This is a genomic window from Pseudomonas frederiksbergensis (assembly GCF_017114915.1).
Taxonomy (GTDB): domain Bacteria; phylum Pseudomonadota; class Gammaproteobacteria; order Pseudomonadales; family Pseudomonadaceae; genus Aquipseudomonas; species Aquipseudomonas frederiksbergensis_I.
The window spans coordinates 79906-93531 of record NZ_JAAUOE010000011.1; the positions used below are offsets into that span (position 1 = coordinate 79906).

Below are 13626 nucleotides of genomic sequence, written 5' to 3' on the forward strand. Positions count from 1 at the left end.
CTTATATACCCCGCAGTACGCTACATCTTTAGCACGAGGAGATTTCTACAACCATGATGCGCATCTTGCTGTTTTTGGCCACTAACCTGGCGGTCGTGCTGATTGCCAGCATCACCCTGAGCCTTGTCGGCTTCAACGGGTTCATGGCGGCCAATGGGGTTGACCTCAACCTCAATCAGCTGCTGATTTTCTGTGCGGTCTTTGGTTTCGCCGGTTCCCTGTTCTCGCTGTTCATCTCCAAATGGATGGCGAAAATGAGCACCAGCACCCAGATCATCAGCCAGCCGCGTACCCGGCACGAGCAATGGCTGCTGCAAACCGTCGAGCAACTGTCCCGCGAAGCCGGGATCAAGATGCCCGAAGTCGGGATTTTCCCAGCCTATGAAGCCAACGCCTTCGCCACTGGCTGGAACAAGAACGATGCACTGGTCGCGGTCAGCCAGGGCTTGCTCGAGCGTTTCTCGCCGGATGAAGTGAAAGCCGTTCTGGCCCACGAAATCGGCCACGTGGCCAATGGCGACATGGTCACCCTGGCGTTGATCCAGGGCGTGGTGAACACCTTCGTGATGTTCTTCGCCCGGATCATCGGCAACTTTGTCGACAAGGTGATTTTCAAGAACGAAGAAGGCCAGGGCATTGCCTACTACGTAGCGACCATCTTTGCCGAACTGGTTCTGGGCATCCTGGCCAGCGCCATCGTCATGTGGTTCTCGCGCAAGCGTGAATTCCGTGCCGACGAGGCCGGCGCAAGCCTGGCGGGTACCAGCGCAATGATCGGCGCCTTGCAGCGTCTGCGTGCAGAACAAGGGCTACCGGTGCACATGCCGGACACCCTGAATGCCTTCGGCATCAACGGTGGCCTCAAACAAGGGTTCGCCCGCATGTTCATGAGCCACCCGCCGCTGGAAGAGCGCATCGACGCACTGCGTCGCCGGGGCTGACAGGCTCCGCACTAAAAGAAAAGGCCCGCAGTGAATGCGGGCCTTTTTTTGTCTGTCTGGATGTTGTGGTACTCATTCTGGCTCCATCGCGAGCCTGCTCGCGATGGAGCCGGTACAACAACACAAATCTATTAACTGGAAACCCGATACACACGCTCCTCAAGCCGTGTGACACCGGCCTCGAGAAACTTCCAGCTCTCGCCCAGAACGTCCTGGTCTTCCAGAATCTTCAGCTCCCACGAAGCCCCCAGCAACCGCTGCACTTCGTCATCAAGTACAGCAAACGGCGGCCCGGCCATTTGCGCCTGGTCGTAATCCAGCGTAATCAGAAGCCCTAAAGAGCCCTTCGGCAGAATCCGAAGCAGATGAGCCGCGTATTGCTCACGCATCGTCGGCGGCAAGGCGATCAACGCCGCGCGATCGTACAATGCGCTGCAATCGGCAACATCGCCTGCCGTCAACTCGAAGAAATCACCGCACCACAGCTCGATCGAGCCCGCCCGATAGACCTTGAATGGCCCCTGTTCGCTGATTGCCGGGTCCAATTGATGCTCATTGAAAAAGTCCTCGATGGCCTTTTCCGACAGCTCGATACCCAAAACCTCGTGACCGCAGTGCGCCAACCACAACAGGTCCAGGCTTTTGCCACACAACGGCACCAGCACGCGAGAACCTTCATCAAGGCCCAGCTGCGGCCAGAACCGTTGCAGATAGGGATTTACTTCCGGCAGATGAAAGCCGATCTGATTCGACGCCCATCGTTTGTGCCAAAACTCCGGCTGCATAATTAACCCCGAAAATTCGATCAATAGACTCTAAAACTTATATTAGATTTAGATCAATGATCTGGCTGAAGATGGTGCCATCTTACTCTCAGGAGCTCATTTATGTTCCCCAGCCTGTACATCTCTCATGGCTCCCCCATGCTGGCCCTGGAGCCGGGCGCCAGCGGGCCGGCCCTCGCGCATCTGGCCGCCGCAATGCCCAAACCCAAGGCCATCGTGATAGTTTCCGCGCACTGGGAAAGCAGCGAACTGTTGGTCAGCGGCAATCCCCAACCCGAAACCTGGCACGACTTCAGCGGTTTTCCGCGAGCCTTATTCGAGGTGCAGTACCCGGCCCCCGGCAATCCGCAGCTGGCGGCAGAAGTTGTCGAACGGCTGGAGGCCGATGGCCTGCCTGCGCGCATCGACACCCAGCGCCCCTTCGACCATGGCGTTTGGGTGCCTTTGTCGTTGATGTATCCGCAGGCTGACATTGCGGTGGTGCAAGTCTCGCTGCCCACCCGTGGCGGCCCAGCCCTGCAAACCCGCGTCGGCCATGCCCTGGCCAGCCTGCGCGAACACGGCGTGCTGTTGATCGGCTCCGGCAGCATTACCCACAACCTGCGCGAACTGGACTGGCACGCCGGCCCGGAAAGCGTCGAACCATGGGCCAAGGCGTTCCGCGACTGGATAATCGAGAAACTCGAAGCGAACGACGAAGCCGCGCTGCACGACTATCGTCAGCAAGCGCCGAACGCCGTGCGCAACCATCCGAGTGACGAACATCTGCTGCCGTTGTACTTTGCCCGCGCAGCCGGGGGTCAGTTCAGCGTTGCGCACCAGGGGTTCACCATGGGGGCGCTGGGGATGGACATTTATCGGTTCGGCTGATCGTTCCCACGCTCTGCGTGGGAATGCAGCCCGGGACGCTCCGCGTCCCAGAAGCGGACGCAGAGCGTCCATTGATTCATTCCCACGCAGAGCGTGGGAACGATCAGATAGGCATAAAAAATCCCCGAACCAGTCGGGGATTTTTTATGTTCGATCAATCAGCCCGAGAGCGGATCAATCTTCGCGGTAGCGACGCAGCTTCAACTGCTTACCGGCAACGCGAGTGTCCTTCAGCTTGGTCAGCAGACGCTCCAGACCATCTTCCGGCAACTCGACGAGGCTGAAGCTGTCACGCACCTGGATGCGACCGATGGCTTCACGTGCCAGACCACCTTCGTTGAGGATGGCGCCCAGCAGGTTCTTGGCCGCGATACCATCACGCGCACCCAGCGCGGTACGGCAACGGGCACGGCCTTCGGCCAACGGGATCGGAGCACGACGCTCGCGGTCACCACGGTCCGGACGATCACCGGAACGCTCAGGACGATCGCCACGCGGTGCATTGTTCGGCACCAATGGACGTTCCTTCTCGATCGCGGCCAGGGTCAGCGCTTGACCGTTGGTAGCCTTGCGCAGCAGGGCTGCGGCCAGGGCACGCGGGCTGCAACCGATGTCGGCGGTCAGACGATCCAGCAGATCACCGTGAGTCGACTCGGCATCGCCCACCAGCGGCGACAGGCTGTTGGTCAGTTTCTTGATGCGGGCATCGAGAACGGCCTGAGCATCCGGCAGCCGAACTTCGGCAACCTTCTGACCGGTAACACGCTCGATCACTTGCAGCATGCGGCGCTCACGAGGCGTCACCAACAGCAGCGCGCGACCTTCGCGACCGGCACGGCCGGTACGGCCGATACGGTGAACGTAGGACTCCGGGTCATACGGCATATCAACGTTGAACACGTGAGTGATACGCGGAACGTCCAGGCCACGAGCAGCAACGTCGGTCGCCACAACGATGTCCAGACGGCCATCCTTGAGGGAGTCGATCACGCGCTCACGCTGGTTCTGAGCAATGTCACCGTTCAGCGCAGCGGCTTTGTAGCCTTTGGCTTCCAGGGCACTGGCCAGGTCCAGGGTCGCTTGCTTGGTGCGCACGAACATGATCAGGGCGTCGAAATCTTCCACTTCCAGCAAGCTGAGAACGGCAGAGGTCTTCTGGTCAGCGTGAACCAACAGGTGAGCCTGTTCGATCGCGGTAACGGTCTGAGTCTTGCTCTGGATCTTCACGTGCTTCGGATCGCGCAGGTGGCGTTCGGCGATGGCACGGATCGATTGCGGCAGGGTGGCCGAGAACAATACGGTCTGACGGGTTTCCGGCATGGCCTTGAAGATAACTTCCAGGTCGTCCATGAAGCCCAGTTTGAGCATTTCGTCCGCTTCGTCGAGAACCAGGTGGTTCACGGTAGTCAGGACTTTTTCGTCGCGACGCAGGTGGTCGCACAGACGCCCCGGAGTGGCGACAACAATCTGTGCGCCATTACGGATTGCTTTCAATTGTGGGCCCATCGGCGCGCCGCCGTAGACAGCCACAACAGTTACACCCGGCATTTGCTTGGCGTAGGTTTCGAAAGCGGTTGCAACTTGTAGCGCCAACTCACGAGTTGGGGCCAGGATCAGAGCTTGCGGCTCGCGCTTGGACGGATCAATGCGGTGCAGGATCGGCAGGGCAAAGGCAGCGGTTTTACCGGTACCGGTTTGCGCCTGGCCAATCATATCGTGACCGGCGAGAATGATCGGGATCGACTGCTGCTGAATGGCCGAAGGCTCTTCATAGCCGGTAGCGACTACTGCAGCGACAATATTAGGGTGAAGTTCAAGAGCGGCGAAGCCGCCGATTTCCTGGGTCATGGGTCTGCCTCTAAGTGCATCCGCAAAGACCCATGCTCCAAAGCTGCGCATGCCGTGTTGAGACTCAAGAGTCGCCCTGGCAGCTTTGTCGGCGGGGATTTGCGAAAACGAATGAATGAAAAGAATCGTCAAGGAAGAGTCCGCGGGGCGGACGTGCAGCCGAAGCTGGCTTCGGGGAATTGCGCTACCTAAACGCGGCCCGGTTAAAGGCCGGCGCGCACTATACCGGAATTTGCCCAAAAAGGGAGCTTTTTTTATCGGAAAAAACCCGCGTACGCCGTTGTGTCACAGGCTTTGCGGATAATTATGCGACCATCTATTTTGCAAAGGCCCGGCCCTGCTGGCGATGGCGCTAAAACGGTTCACCGTGGTGACGCAGACCTTCGGTCTCATACCCCCCTCCCCACCCGAGGAAATGCTCCATGAATCAGCCCAGCCCCAGTCGTGTAACCCGTGAACGACACGGTCATGTCCTGATGATCGGCCTGGATCGGGTGGCCAAGCGCAATGCCTTCGACCTCGACCTGCTCAACGAACTCAGCCTGGCCTATGGCGAGTTCGAGGCGGACAGTGAGGCGCGGGTCGCGGTGGTGTTCGGCCATGGCGAGCACTTCACCGCCGGCCTCGACCTGGTCAATGCCGGCGCGGCCCTGGCCGAAGGCTGGCAGGCTCCGCCCGGTGGCTGCGATCCGTGGGGCGTGCTCGCCGGCCCACGGGTCAGCAAACCGGTGATTGTTGCCGCTCAGGGCTACTGCCTGACCGTGGGCATCGAGTTGATGCTGGCCGCCGACATCAACCTGTGCGCCAGCAATACCCGTTTTGCTCAGAAGGAAGTGCAGCGCGGAATCTTCCCGTTCGGCGGCGCCACGTTGCGCCTGCATCAGGTCGCCGGCTGGGGCAATGCCATGCGCTGGCTGCTCACCGGTGATGAATTCGACGCGCATGACGCCTTGCACCTGGGCCTGGTGCAGGAAGTCATGGCCAGCGAGGACTTGTTGCCTCGGGCAATCGAGTTGGCTGAGCGAATCGCCCGACAGGCACCGCTGGGGGTTCAGGCGACGCTGATGTCTGCCCGACAGGCGCGCTATGAGGGTGAAACAGCGGCGGCCCAAGCATTGCCGGAGCTGGTGAAAAAATTGCTGAATAGCGAGGATGCCAAGGAGGGCGTGCGGTCGATGATCGAGAAGCGGCCGGGTGTCTTCAAAGGCTGCTGACAAGTCGGCTTTTGTGGCGAGGGAGCTTGCTCCCGTCGGGCTACGAGGCGGCCCCAAAAACTCTTGTACATCAATACAGACTTTGTGAGTGCTGCGCACTCAAGCGGGGCCTCCCTCGCCACAGATAGCCTCATCGCATTATGTCGCCGGCCGAATCGCCTTGATCAACGACCGCAACGAATACCCCAGCCGTGGCGCCAGCCCTTCAGCGCGGGCAATCAGCCCATCCATGTCCAGCTCCTGATCCAGCTCCGAGGGCACGATCAGAATCACGTTGCCTTCCTTCACCGGCAGTTCCCAGTAATGCCGATGATAGAGACCGCGCAACAACGCCGCACCCAACGGTTTGCCGTCATCGGTGGCCCACTGGTTGATCACCAGCCATCCCCCCGGATTCAACCGTTTCTGACAGTTTTCCAGAAAGCTCCAGGCCAGATGCCCGGCACCGGGCCCGACATCGGTATAGAGGTCGACGAAAATCAGATCGGCCGGTTCAGCCGTACCGAGCAACTCCAGGGCATCACCGACGCGGATGTACAGCCGCGGGTCGTCATCCAGCCCCAGGTATTCGATGGCCAGGCGCGGTACGTCGGGACGCAGCTCGATGGCTTCGACATCCTCCAACGGCAGGAACTTCAAACAGGCCTGGGTCAATGTGCCGGCGCCAAGGCCAAGGAACAGCGCGCTTTCCGGCTGCTCGTGGCACAGCGCGCCAATCAGCATCGCCCGGGTGTAATCGTACTCGAGCCAGCTCGGATCAGCGGTGAACACGCAGCTCTGTTCGATGGCATCACCGAACTCCAGAAAACGGTAATCGGCCACTTCCAGCACGCGAATCACGCCGAACTCATCCTGTACCTCGGCGAGCAGATGCTCGACGCGCTCCTCAGTCATTTCGTCTCCTGATCGTTACCGGCCCCGGCAACACGATAAACCGCAACATAAAGCGGCAAAGGCGCGATTGTCCGCGAAGCGACGGGAACAGGTCACGCACTAATTGCTGATAACATAACCGTCCGAGCGTAAAACACTAGAGACTGCGATGAGCCAACCCTGGAGCCCTGACAGCTGGCGCGCCCTGCCGATCCAGCAACAACCTCAATACCCCGACGCGGCGCATTTGCTGCATGTCGAGCAAACCCTGGCGAGCTATCCGCCGCTGGTGTTTGCCGGTGAAGCCCGGGAGTTGCGCCGTCAGTTTGCCGAAGTCACCCAGGGTCGGGCGTTTCTGCTACAGGGCGGCGACTGCGCCGAAAGCTTCGCCGAATTTTCCGCCGCGAAAATTCGTGACACCTTTAAAGTGTTGCTGCAAATGGCGATCGTCATGACGTTCGCCGCCGGCTGCCCGGTGGTCAAAGTCGGACGCATGGCCGGCCAGTTCGCCAAACCCCGTTCGGCCAACGATGAAACCATCAATGGCGTGACACTACCGGCCTACCGTGGCGACATCGTCAACGGCATCGGTTTCGACGAAAAAAGCCGCGTGCCGGACCCGGATCGCCTGCTGCAGTCCTACCACCAGTCCACCGCGACCCTGAACCTGCTGCGCGCCTTTGCCCAGGGCGGTTTTGCCGACCTGCATCAGGTGCACAAATGGAACCTGGACTTCATCGCCAACTCGGCGCTGGCCGAGAAATATAGCCACCTGGCCGATCGCATCGATGAAACCCTGGCCTTCATGCGCGCCTGCGGCATGGACAGTTCGCCGCAACTGCGTGAAACCAGTTTCTTCACCGCCCACGAAGCGCTGCTACTGAACTACGAAGAAGCCTTCGTGCGTCGCGACAGCCTGACCCACGACTACTACGACTGCTCGGCCCACATGCTGTGGATCGGCGACCGTACCCGTCAACTGGACGGCGCGCATGTCGAATTCCTGCGCGGGGTGCACAACCCGATCGGCGTGAAGGTCGGCCCGAGCATGAACCCTGAAGACCTGATTCGCCTGATCGATGTGCTCAACCCGGACAACGACCCGGGTCGCCTGAACCTGATTGCGCGGATGGGCGCGAACAAGGTCGGCGATCATCTGCCGCAACTGATCCGCGCGGTGCAGCGCGAAGGCAAGCAAGTGCTATGGAGCTCCGACCCGATGCACGGCAACACCATCAAGGCCAGCAGCGGCTACAAGACCCGCGACTTCGCGCAGATCCTTGGCGAGGTGAAGCAGTTCTTCCAGGTTCACGAAGCCGAAGGCAGTTATGCCGGCGGCATCCACATCGAAATGACCGGGCAGAACGTCACCGAATGCATCGGCGGCGCGCGGCCGATTACCGAGGATGGTTTGTCGGATCGTTACCACACCCACTGCGACCCACGGATGAATGCCGATCAGTCGCTGGAACTGGCGTTTTTGATTGCCGAGACCCTGAAGCAAGTCCGCCGTTAAATCGGATTGGGCCCTTCGCGGGCAAGCCTCGCTCCAACAGTAGGAGCGAGGCTTGCCCGCGAAGGCGTCATTTCAAACAACACTGAATTGAGCCAACGCCACCCGCAACCGCGCCGCACTCGCCCGCGGGCAATTGAGCTGAACCCGCTCAAGCCCCAACCAGTCCGCCATCTGCCGCAGATTGACCGCCAAAGCCCACATCCCTTCATCATCGAGCCCCGGCTCTTCCTCATGCACGGCATGCACCGCCAATCGGCCCGACGCCCGTTCGGCTCGCAAGTCGACCCGCGCAGCAATCCGCTCATTGTGCAAAAACGGCAATACGTAATAGCCGTAGACGCGCTTGTGCTGCGGCGTATAAATCTCCAGCCGATAACGGAAATCGAACAATCGCTCGGTACGGCTGCGTTCCCAGATCAGTGAATCGAACGGTGAAAGCAGCGCACTGGCTTGGACCTTGCGCGGCACTTTCGGCGGGCCCAGGCAATAGGCCGGTTGCCGCCAGCCTTCAATGTCACAGACCAGCAGGTCGCCGCCCTCGACCAGCTCCGCCAGACGCGGCCCACTGTCTGCCGGGCTCAAGCGAAAATAATCACGCAAGTCCTTTTCCGTACCGACGCCCAACGCCGTGGCGGCATGCAGCAACAACCCGCGCTGGGCTTGAGCCTCGCCGAGCAAAGGCTGCTGGAGAATCGCCGAAGGAATCACCCGCTCCGGCAAATCATAAAGCCGTTCGAACCCGCGTCGGCCGGCTACAGTCACTTCACCGGCGGCAAACAACCATTCCAACGCATGCTTTTCGGTGCTCCAGTCCCACCACGGCCCTGCCCGTTCCTGACGGGTCGACAGGCTCCCCGCCCCCAGCGCACCGAGTGCCTGAACCGACGCCAGCACACGGCGAATAGTGGCCTGCTGTTCGCGACCGAAACGCGCCAGTTGCGGGTAGATATCTTCGCCACAAGTCGCACGCTGCATTCGCCAACGCATCAAGGGATACATCGACAAGGGCATTAACGACGCTTCGTGGCCCCAATACTCGAACAACGTGCGCCGACGGCCCTGACTCCAGGCAGCCTGATCGAGCAGGTCGGATGAGTAATTGCCCAGACGGGAAAACAAGGGAAGGTAGTGCGAACGCACCAACGCATTGACCGAATCGATCTGCAGAATACCCAGGCGCTCGATCAGCCGGTTGAGCTGAACCGGTTTGACCGCCGCCGGCGGCTGGCGCCCGTTGAACCCTTGGGCGGCCAGCGCCAGACGCCGAGCCTGTTTGAGAGAGAAGGATTGTGTGGCGGGCATGAGCATCTCCTTGTCTGCTCGCAACCTACCTCACCCGTAAGCGGTTTGTGTAGCGATGGCCTCATCATTTATGCATCGGATCATCCCAGAACGGCCTTACCGTCTCATGTTCCACATCTGCACGGCTCACGCCGATGTCCTTCAGTGCTTCATCGCTCAGGCTCGCCAGCATTTCACGTTCACGGTGAAGTTCGTACCAGCGACTAAACTTGTGCAGCAAATCGGATACCACGTGGATTGAGAATTTTTCTTGCGTTGCATGCTCGTTGTGACCTTTCATCGTGTTGCCCTCCTTTTGGGATGGATCCAGTCTCGCCTCAGCGATAAGATCAATCCAACGAATGTTTCTGATGGCATGCATCTCGGAGATTGATGAATGTCCGCCTACCCCAGTATCGACACCGATGTACTGCGCACCTTCGTCGCAATCGCCGATCAGGGCGGCTTTACCCGCGCCGGGGAAATGGTCAACCGCACCCAATCGGCGGTGAGCATGCAGATGAAACGCCTGGAAGAGGACGTGTTGCAGCGCCAGCTGTTCGAACGCGACGGGCGCCAGGTCAAGCTGACCGCCGAAGGCCAGGTATTGCTGGGCTATGCGCGGCGCATCCTCAAACTGCACAGCGAAGTCTTCAATACCCTGCGCGAGCCGCACATGGTCGGCACGGTACGCATCGGCACGCCCGACGATTACGTCATGCGCTTTCTGCCGGGCATCCTGTCGCGCTTCGCGCAGTTCTACCCGCTGATCCAGATCGAGGTTCATTGCGAATCGAGCCGGAAATTGTTGCAGCGCCAGGACCTGGACCTGTCCATCGTCACCCGCGAGCCGGGTAACGAGATCGGCCAGTTGTTGCGCAAGGAGCGTTTTGTCTGGGCCGAAGCCCAATGCTTCAACGCCCACGAACAGACGCCGCTGCCGCTGGCGATGTTCAACAGCGATTGTTTCTGCCGCGTCTGGGCGTGCAATGCCCTGGACGCCATGGGCCGCGATTACCGCATCGCCTACAACAGCTCCAGCCTGTCGGCGTTGATGGCCGTGGTCAGCGCGGGGCTGGCGATCACCGCGCAACTGGAAAGCCTGATCACCCCGGACATGCGCATCCTCGGCGCCGACCAGGACCTTCCCCTGTTGCCGGAAGGCAACATCATGCTGATCCGCAACTTGAACAACCCTTCGCCGATCACCGAATGCCTGGCCGAACACATCATCGAAGGCTTCAAACTTTAAAAGCGAGCATCACCGCACAGAACACCAGAAAACCACAGAACAGCCCGCGCAACAGTCGCTCCGGCAGTGCGTGGGCGATTCTTACGCCCCAACTGATGCTCATCAAGCCACCGACCGCCAACGGTATACCGATCGCCCAATGCACTTGATGATGCACCGCGTACGTCGCCAACGTAACGCCCGTGCTCGGTAACGCCAGCGCCAGCGACAAGCCCTGGGCAACCACTTGGCTGGTGCCGAACAGACTGGTCAACACTGGTGTGGCCACCACCGCCCCACCCACGCCAAACAGCCCACCCATGGTCCCGGAGGCAGCACCGAGTACGCCCAGCCATGGCCATGCATAGTGCATCTGCGAAGACGCCGGCGCGGTGGCGGTGAACATTCGCATCAGATTGTAGGCCGACAGGGCGACCAGAAAGGCGACGAAACCCACGCGCATGGTTTGCGCATCAATGCCCACCGCCCAGATAGAACCAATCCAGGCAAAGCAGAACCCCATCGAAGCCAGTGGCAACGCATGACGCAATTCGATGCGATTGCGCTGGTGATAGCGCCATAGCGCCAGCATCACGTTCGGCACCACCATCACCAGTGCGGTGCCTTGGGCGACCTGCTGATCGAGACCGCACCACACGCCCAACAGCGGAATCGCGACCAACCCGCCACCAATGCCGAAGAGCCCGCCAAGGGTGCCCAAGGCAGCGCCAAAAACCAGATACATCACGAACTCAATCACAGGCAATTTTCCTTTTGTCAGGCCGTTCATCCTACGCAGTCGGCTCTGGCGGGGAAACGCACAGCAACGCACAATGGCTGTGCCAAATTCGCACAAGCGTTGACGAAACCATGAACCCCAATCAATTGACCGAACAACTCGGGCTGTTTCTGGATGTGCTGGAAACCGGTAGTTTTTCCGCCGCGTCCCGCCGCCATCCCCTGACGCCATCGGCGGTGGCACGACGCATCGACAGCCTGGAAAGCGCCGTCGGCAGCCAGTTGTTCATTCGCAGCACCCATGCGGTGCGTGCCACCCCGGCCGGTCTGGCCTTTGCCGAGCGTGCACGGCGGATCGTCGCCGAACTGCGCCTGGCCCGGGCGGAAGCGGTGTCCCTGAGCAATGCGCCGGAAGGCTTGATTCGGGTCGATGCGCCGGCAGCGTTCGGACGGCGTCACCTGGCGCCGGTGATTGCCGATTTCCTGATGCTTTACCCGGGCCTTGACGTGCAACTGCATCTGATCGACAGCTTTGTCGACATGCAGGGCTCAAATCTGGGCAAGGTCGATCTGGTGTTGCGTGCCGGGCAGATGGCCGACACCCGGCTGGTGGCCACACCGCTGGCGAGCATGGTGCGCATCGCCTGCGCCAGCCCCGATTATTTGCAACGCCGTGGCGTGCCGACCGATCCAGCACAGTTAATCGAACACGACGGTCTGGACTGGGAGGGCCTGGCTCCACCGTTCGCCTGGCGCTTTGAGCGGGATGGGCAGATGCACTTGCACCGTCCGGCGCGAATCCGCATGAGCGCCAACAACGCCGAGGCGCTGGTCTGCGGCGCACTGACCGGGTTGGGCGTCGCACATCTGCCGACCTGGCTGGCCAGCGAATATTTATTACGCGGCGAACTGCTGCCGCTGTTCTGCGAAAACGGTCTGCCAAAACCGGAAAGCACCGGTATTTATGCGTTACGCCTGGAGCAGCAGCCCAGTTCGCGCAGCCGCTTGTTGCTGGAATACCTGAAAGCCCGTTTCAGCCCCATCCCGCCGTGGGATCTGGCGCTGCAAACTAATCTGGACCGCCACTAGTCGAGAATTATCTGGCGCATTAAAGATTCGCCCGCTAGATTCATGATGATCACTGATCAAGGCTTTGAAATGAACACCGAGCGCAACACTCCGGACAACTGCGATGACCTGCTGCTGGACAATCAGGTCTGCTTCGCCCTGCATTCCACCTCACTGATGATGACCAAGGTCTACAAGCCGCTGCTGCAAGCGCTGGGCCTGACGTATCCGCAGTACCTGGCGATGATGGTGTTATGGGAAAAGGATGGGTTGACCGTCGGCGAAATCAGCACCCGATTGCTGACCGATCCCGGCTCCCTGACCCCGCTACTCAAACGCCTGGAAGCCGAAGGCCTGCTGAGCCGCACCCGCAGCCGTGAAGACGAACGGGTGGTGATTGTCGAACTCACCGAGCAAGGCTTTGCGCTGCGAGACAAGGCGCGCGGTATTCCGCAGTGCATCCTCGGCGCCAGTGGACAGACGCTGGAACAGTTGAAGAAGCTGCAAGCGGATCTCCAGAAACTGCGCAGCCACCTGCAAGATAGCCTTTAGACCGCGTTATCGTTCTTCGCGGACACGACTTGCCCGCGAAGGCGCCCTCCCCGTCGAAAAAAAAATTCTCTTCGTAAAAATCCCGCACGAAAGCCTCTATCTCACGCATCTCCCACCTAATCAAATCTTTGGGCCAGGGCCTGGAACAAACTTTTTTTAAAATTTACCTTGCGCACTAAATATTAGCGAGCTACATTCACCTCGAACTTACTTAGCGCGCAAACATTTAGCGCAAATAATCAAACCAAAACGAGGCTCACACCATGCAAACTCTCTACACCGCAATCGCAACCTCCACCGGCGGCCGTGACGGTCGTGCGATCTCCAGCGACAACGTCCTCGACGTCAAACTCGCTACTCCGAAAGAACTCGGTGGTGCCGGCGGCGCGGCCACCAACCCTGAACAACTGTTCGCTGCCGGCTACTCCGCCTGCTTCATCGGTGCGCTGAAATTCGTCGCCAGCCAGACCAAACGCAAAATCCCGGACGACGCGTCGATCACCGCCCATGTCGGCATCGGCCAGATCCCTGGCGGTTTCGGTCTGGACATCGACCTGCACATCAGCCTGCCGGGCCTTGAACACGCCGATGCCCAAAGCCTGGTCGACGCCGCCCACCAGGTCTGCCCGTACTCCAACGCCACCCGTGGCAATGTCGATGTGCGCCTGCACGTTACCGTCTAACCGCTGACTTCAAGGCCGAACAGGAA

14 protein-coding genes are annotated in these 13626 nt (G+C 60.1%); 8 read left to right on the forward strand and 6 right to left on the reverse strand.

The features are described from left to right. The first annotated feature begins 53 nt into the window (after positions 1-53). Positions 54-941: a protease HtpX gene (gene htpX / locus HCU66_RS10960; RefSeq protein WP_205888505.1), complete on the forward strand. Its 888-nt coding sequence runs from the start codon at positions 54-56 to the stop codon at positions 939-941. Between the two features lie 131 nt (positions 942-1072). Here htpX and HCU66_RS10965 read toward each other — a convergent pair whose 3' ends face one another. Further along, positions 1073-1726, reverse strand: a complete 654-nt coding sequence (locus tag HCU66_RS10965; RefSeq protein WP_205888506.1) for a thiopurine S-methyltransferase — start codon at positions 1724-1726, stop codon at positions 1073-1075. 102 nt (positions 1727-1828) lie between these two features. Between HCU66_RS10965 and HCU66_RS10970 the strand changes: the two genes are divergently transcribed. Beyond that, entirely contained in the window at positions 1829-2596 is a 768-nt protein-coding gene (locus tag HCU66_RS10970) for a DODA-type extradiol aromatic ring-opening family dioxygenase (protein WP_205888507.1), read from the forward strand. 174 nt (positions 2597-2770) lie between these two features. On the opposite strand, the gene HCU66_RS10975 is transcribed toward HCU66_RS10970, so the two are convergent. Continuing rightward, the gene (locus HCU66_RS10975; protein WP_205888508.1) at positions 2771-4444 is read right to left on the reverse strand and encodes a DEAD/DEAH box helicase; all 1674 of its coding nucleotides are present in this window, start codon (positions 4442-4444) and stop codon (positions 2771-2773) included. Positions 4445-4866: 422 nt separating this feature from the next. Here HCU66_RS10975 and HCU66_RS10980 point away from each other — a divergent pair, with 422 nt between their 5' ends. Then, positions 4867-5658, forward strand: coding sequence for a crotonase/enoyl-CoA hydratase family protein (locus HCU66_RS10980; RefSeq protein WP_205888509.1), 792 nt, complete (start codon positions 4867-4869; stop codon positions 5656-5658). Positions 5659-5796: 138 nt separating this feature from the next. Here HCU66_RS10980 and HCU66_RS10985 read toward each other — a convergent pair whose 3' ends face one another. Next, complete coding sequence (locus HCU66_RS10985) at positions 5797-6552, reverse strand: spermidine synthase (RefSeq protein WP_205888510.1); 756 nt, start codon at positions 6550-6552, stop codon at positions 5797-5799. Between the two features lie 148 nt (positions 6553-6700). Between HCU66_RS10985 and HCU66_RS10990 the strand changes: the two genes are divergently transcribed. Beyond that, the gene (locus HCU66_RS10990) at positions 6701-8047 is read left to right on the forward strand and encodes a class II 3-deoxy-7-phosphoheptulonate synthase (RefSeq protein ID WP_205888511.1); all 1347 of its coding nucleotides are present in this window, start codon (positions 6701-6703) and stop codon (positions 8045-8047) included. A 72-nt stretch (positions 8048-8119) separates the two neighbouring features. Here the strand turns inward: HCU66_RS10990 and HCU66_RS10995 are convergent, their stop codons facing one another. After that, a complete protein-coding gene (locus tag HCU66_RS10995; RefSeq protein ID WP_205888512.1) occupies positions 8120-9349 on the reverse strand; it encodes a winged helix-turn-helix domain-containing protein in 1230 nt (409 codons plus the stop codon). Positions 9350-9413: 64 nt separating this feature from the next. Then, on the reverse strand, positions 9414-9629 hold the full coding sequence (locus HCU66_RS11000) for a DUF1127 domain-containing protein (protein ID WP_205888513.1): 216 nt from the start codon (positions 9627-9629) through the stop codon (positions 9414-9416). A gap of 96 nt (positions 9630-9725) precedes the next feature. Between HCU66_RS11000 and HCU66_RS11005 the strand changes: the two genes are divergently transcribed. Then, entirely contained in the window at positions 9726-10580 is an 855-nt protein-coding gene (locus HCU66_RS11005) for a LysR family transcriptional regulator (protein ID WP_205888514.1), read from the forward strand. Here the strand turns inward: HCU66_RS11005 and HCU66_RS11010 are convergent. Next, on the reverse strand, positions 10570-11319 hold the full coding sequence (locus HCU66_RS11010; protein WP_205888515.1) for a TSUP family transporter: 750 nt from the start codon (positions 11317-11319) through the stop codon (positions 10570-10572). The genes HCU66_RS11005 and HCU66_RS11010 overlap by 11 nt on opposite strands. 110 nt (positions 11320-11429) lie before the next feature. Here HCU66_RS11010 and HCU66_RS11015 point away from each other — a divergent pair, with 110 nt between their 5' ends. The 3 genes from HCU66_RS11015 (at position 11430) to HCU66_RS11025 (ending at position 13600) form a co-directional block, all read left to right on the forward strand. After that, positions 11430-12386 (forward strand): LysR family transcriptional regulator, encoded by a 957-nt coding sequence (locus tag HCU66_RS11015; RefSeq protein WP_205888516.1) that lies wholly within the window; start codon positions 11430-11432, stop codon positions 12384-12386. 69 nt (positions 12387-12455) lie between these two features. Beyond that, positions 12456-12917: a MarR family winged helix-turn-helix transcriptional regulator gene (locus HCU66_RS11020; protein WP_205888566.1), complete on the forward strand. Its 462-nt coding sequence runs from the start codon at positions 12456-12458 to the stop codon at positions 12915-12917. 263 nt (positions 12918-13180) lie between these two features. Further along, positions 13181-13600 (forward strand): organic hydroperoxide resistance protein, encoded by a 420-nt coding sequence (locus HCU66_RS11025; RefSeq protein ID WP_205888517.1) that lies wholly within the window; start codon positions 13181-13183, stop codon positions 13598-13600. The last annotated feature ends 26 nt before the right edge of the window (positions 13601-13626 follow it).

Bases quoted from the DNA above. Each gene is read 5' to 3' on its own strand.
- htpX (WP_205888505.1), top strand. From the start codon at position 54: ATGATGCGCATCTTGCTGTTTTTGGCCACTAACCTGGCGGTCGTGCTG.
- HCU66_RS10965 (WP_205888506.1), bottom strand. From the start codon at position 1,726: ATGCAGCCGGAGTTTTGGCACAAACGATGGGCGTCGAATCAGATCGGC.
- HCU66_RS10970 (WP_205888507.1), top strand. From the start codon at position 1,829: ATGTTCCCCAGCCTGTACATCTCTCATGGCTCCCCCATGCTGGCCCTG.
- HCU66_RS10975 (WP_205888508.1), bottom strand. From the start codon at position 4,444: ATGACCCAGGAAATCGGCGGCTTCGCCGCTCTTGAACTTCACCCTAAT.
- HCU66_RS10980 (WP_205888509.1), top strand. From the start codon at position 4,867: ATGAATCAGCCCAGCCCCAGTCGTGTAACCCGTGAACGACACGGTCAT.
- HCU66_RS10985 (WP_205888510.1), bottom strand. From the start codon at position 6,552: ATGACTGAGGAGCGCGTCGAGCATCTGCTCGCCGAGGTACAGGATGAG.
- HCU66_RS10990 (WP_205888511.1), top strand. From the start codon at position 6,701: ATGAGCCAACCCTGGAGCCCTGACAGCTGGCGCGCCCTGCCGATCCAG.
- HCU66_RS10995 (WP_205888512.1), bottom strand. From the start codon at position 9,349: ATGCCCGCCACACAATCCTTCTCTCTCAAACAGGCTCGGCGTCTGGCG.
- HCU66_RS11000 (WP_205888513.1), bottom strand. From the start codon at position 9,629: ATGAAAGGTCACAACGAGCATGCAACGCAAGAAAAATTCTCAATCCAC.
- HCU66_RS11005 (WP_205888514.1), top strand. From the start codon at position 9,726: ATGTCCGCCTACCCCAGTATCGACACCGATGTACTGCGCACCTTCGTC.
- HCU66_RS11015 (WP_205888516.1), top strand. From the start codon at position 11,430: ATGAACCCCAATCAATTGACCGAACAACTCGGGCTGTTTCTGGATGTG.
- HCU66_RS11020 (WP_205888566.1), top strand. From the start codon at position 12,456: ATGAACACCGAGCGCAACACTCCGGACAACTGCGATGACCTGCTGCTG.
- HCU66_RS11025 (WP_205888517.1), top strand. From the start codon at position 13,181: ATGCAAACTCTCTACACCGCAATCGCAACCTCCACCGGCGGCCGTGAC.